Here is a 2,498-nt window from a genome sequence, read left to right as displayed (position 1 = left end):
CGCCGCGCCCGCCGCACCCGCCGCTGCGCCGCCGCCGCCCTCGGTCGCACCGCCGTCCACATCCGATGCCGCCGCGCAGCCCGACATCCAGACCCTGGGCGAAGTGCGCGCGCTGCCGCCGGACGAGGGCGAGCCGCTGGACCTGTACCGCTTCAAGAATCCGGTGTCGCCGCCACCCAACCGCTTCGACAAGGACTGGCGTCCGCCGCCCTCGGTGGAGCAGGTCAGCCAGAGCGGCGGCTACATCGCGCTCGGCGTCTACTACCTGGCCGGCAAGGCGGCCAAGGGCCTGCACGCGCTGACCGGCGGCCCCGACCAGGTGCAGGCTGCCGTCGCGCGGCCACCTCCACAGCTGAGCGAGGCCGAACTGCAGCGCGCCATGAAGGTGTGCGCGGAACAGGGCGGGGGCTGCGCAGCGGGGCCGTGAGCGCGCCGCCGCACAAGCGTCGCCCACCTCGGCGACCTCAGCCGCAGGCCCAGTCCAATCGCAGGTCCTGGATGTCCAGTTGCGCGATGCCGCCGCCGAAGTTGTAGCCGCCGAAGGCCTCGTCGAACTCGATGTAGTACGGGCTGAAGTCCGGGATGCCCTGTATCGGGCGCATGGTGCCGCCGAGATGGTTGATGGCGTGGCCGGCGGCCCAGTCGTGTTCGCGGTAGTGCTCGCGGCTGACCACGCCGTCCTGCCAGTAGTAGAAGGGCTGATAGCCGCCGGGATCGGGCGCGTCGCCGAACGTCTCGCGCGGCGGTACGCCGGCATTGGGATCGTGCTCGCGCAGGCGCAGCCGCAGCGGACGATGCAGGGCGAAACGGTCCGGCGCCTGCGGCAGCGGCACGCTGCGGGCGTCCCACGCTTCGCATACTGTCGCGCTTCCGACCTGCAACCATTCCGGCGGCGGCGTCTGCTGCAGCAACGGGCTGTCCACCAGCGGCGGCGGCCGGCACGGCGCGCCATCCACCTCTTCCTGCCGCAGCAGGATCAGCGCATAGCCGCAGTCCAGCAGGTCCTGCATGCGCCGCAGCCGCGGGTGGGCCTGCAGCGCGCGTTCGCGGAACGGTTGCAGCGCCGGGTCGGCCAGCGCCTGCGCAGGCGTGGCGATCGCGGCGTGCATCCCGTCCACTGTTCCGGCCGGGCCGCCGTCGTTATGGTCCGGCGCGGTGGCGAAGAACGACACCGCGACGATGTCCGGGCCGTGCACGCGGTAGTCCGGTGGCAGCCGCAGGGTGAAGCCGTGCTGCATCGGATAGCCACTCCACGGATCCAGCGGCCATTGCGCCGCGGCGATGCCCGGCGGCAGGCCGAAGCACCAGCCGTCGCTGTCGGGAGCGGGCGCGCCGTCGTGCCAGTCGCCGGGTTCGATGTCGTAGGCGTGCACGGGCGTCTTCGACGGATCGCAGGGTGTGGTGGAGGGTTGACGCGACCGCGCCCTCAACGCCCGCCGCGCGTATAGCCTTCCAGTTCGTCGGCGCGGGAGCTGATCCGGCGCAGGGTGGCTTCGGCGCTTTGCAGGCCCGCCTCCTGGCCGCGTGCGCCGAACGCACGGTCGAGCTGTGCGGCCTGGTCGTTGGACTGCTGCCAGGTGGACTGCGCGTCCATCAGGCGGGACCGGTCGGTACCGCTGATGCGGTAGCGCAGCTTGTCGTAGGCGCGGTCCAGGCGCTCCTGCTGCACGCGCTGTTCGCGCTGGATGCAGCGGCGGCTCTCGTCCAGGCCCTGCGCCTGCTTGCGGCAGTCGTGGTAGGCGGCGGACAGGCCATCGCGCGGTGCAGCGGCGTCGGCGCCGGCCGGCGGCATCTGCTGCAGTTGCTGCTGCATCTGCTGGATCTGTTGGGCCTGCTGCTGCAGCAGGCGCTGCTGTTGCTGCAGTTGCGCATCGCGCGGGTCGGTCTGCTGCGCGGCGGCACTGCCGCACACGCCGGCGACCATCGCGGCGATCAGCCAGGCGCGCAGCCGGCGCTGGTGCTGGGTTCCCTGGTGCTGGTGCATCGTCCTTCTCCTTCGATCGGCAACCGATCCTGCCGCGCGCCGCATCGCCGGTGCGCGGTCGAGGTGGGGCCAAGCATACGGGAAGGCGGTGATGGCTTCATGGCACGGCGCTGCGGGCGCTCAGCGGGGAGACACCGCGCTCGTCGAAGGCTTCGACGGCGAACACGTAGTCCTGGTCGCGGTTCAGCGCCCGGATCTCCAGGTCGGTGCCGCGGTCGGCGAACACCTGGTAGGTGAGGTTGAGGCGGTCGGCACGCAGGCCCCAGCGCACGTTGTAGCCGACCGCGCCGGGCACCGCCTGCCAGTGCACGCGGGCATTGCGGCGGTCGGCATCGCGCTGCGCGACAACGCCGGTCGGCGCCGTCGGCGGGGCGCCGTCGGCGTTGCCGAACACGCGCAGGTCGCTGATCGCCAAGTGGGCGGCGCCGACGTGGCCGTGCACGTAGCGGATGTAGCGGGTGCGCACCGGCGCGGGCAATTGCAGGTAGGCGTTGGGCCGGTCGCGGCGGTCGGT

General features: G+C 72.4%; 4 protein-coding genes. 1 reads left to right on the top strand and 3 read right to left on the bottom strand.

What is annotated here, in order from left to right:
• A partial coding sequence (locus D183_RS0118070; RefSeq protein ID WP_017910236.1) for a hypothetical protein occupies positions 1 to 427 on the top strand: 427 nt, incomplete at its 5' end.
• 37 nt (positions 428 to 464) lie between these two features.
• Here D183_RS0118070 and D183_RS0118065 read toward each other — a convergent pair.
• The 3 genes from D183_RS0118065 to D183_RS25185 all read right to left on the bottom strand — a co-directional run.
• Complete coding sequence (locus tag D183_RS0118065) at positions 465 to 1,373, bottom strand: hypothetical protein (RefSeq protein WP_017910235.1); 909 nt, start codon at positions 1,371 to 1,373, stop codon at positions 465 to 467.
• Between the two features lie 53 nt (positions 1,374 to 1,426).
• Entirely contained in the window at positions 1,427 to 1,984 is a 558-nt protein-coding gene (locus tag D183_RS0118060) for a lysozyme inhibitor LprI family protein (RefSeq protein ID WP_017910234.1), read from the bottom strand.
• Positions 1,985 to 2,081: 97 nt separating this feature from the next.
• Positions 2,082 to 2,498: fibronectin type III domain-containing protein (locus D183_RS25185; protein WP_039728500.1), on the bottom strand; the 417-nt coding region annotated here is incomplete at its 5' end.

The sequence above is a fragment of the Xanthomonas sp. SHU 199 genome, assembly GCF_000364665.1.
GTDB lineage: Bacteria > Pseudomonadota > Gammaproteobacteria > Xanthomonadales > Xanthomonadaceae > Xanthomonas_A > Xanthomonas_A sontii.
This window is presented reverse-complemented; position numbering and strand designations above follow the sequence as displayed.

Excerpts from the sequence above, each read along its gene's own strand:
- D183_RS0118060 (WP_017910234.1), bottom strand. The coding sequence starts at position 1,984 with ATGCACCAGCACCAGGGAACCCAGCACCAGCGCCGGCTGCGCGCCTGG.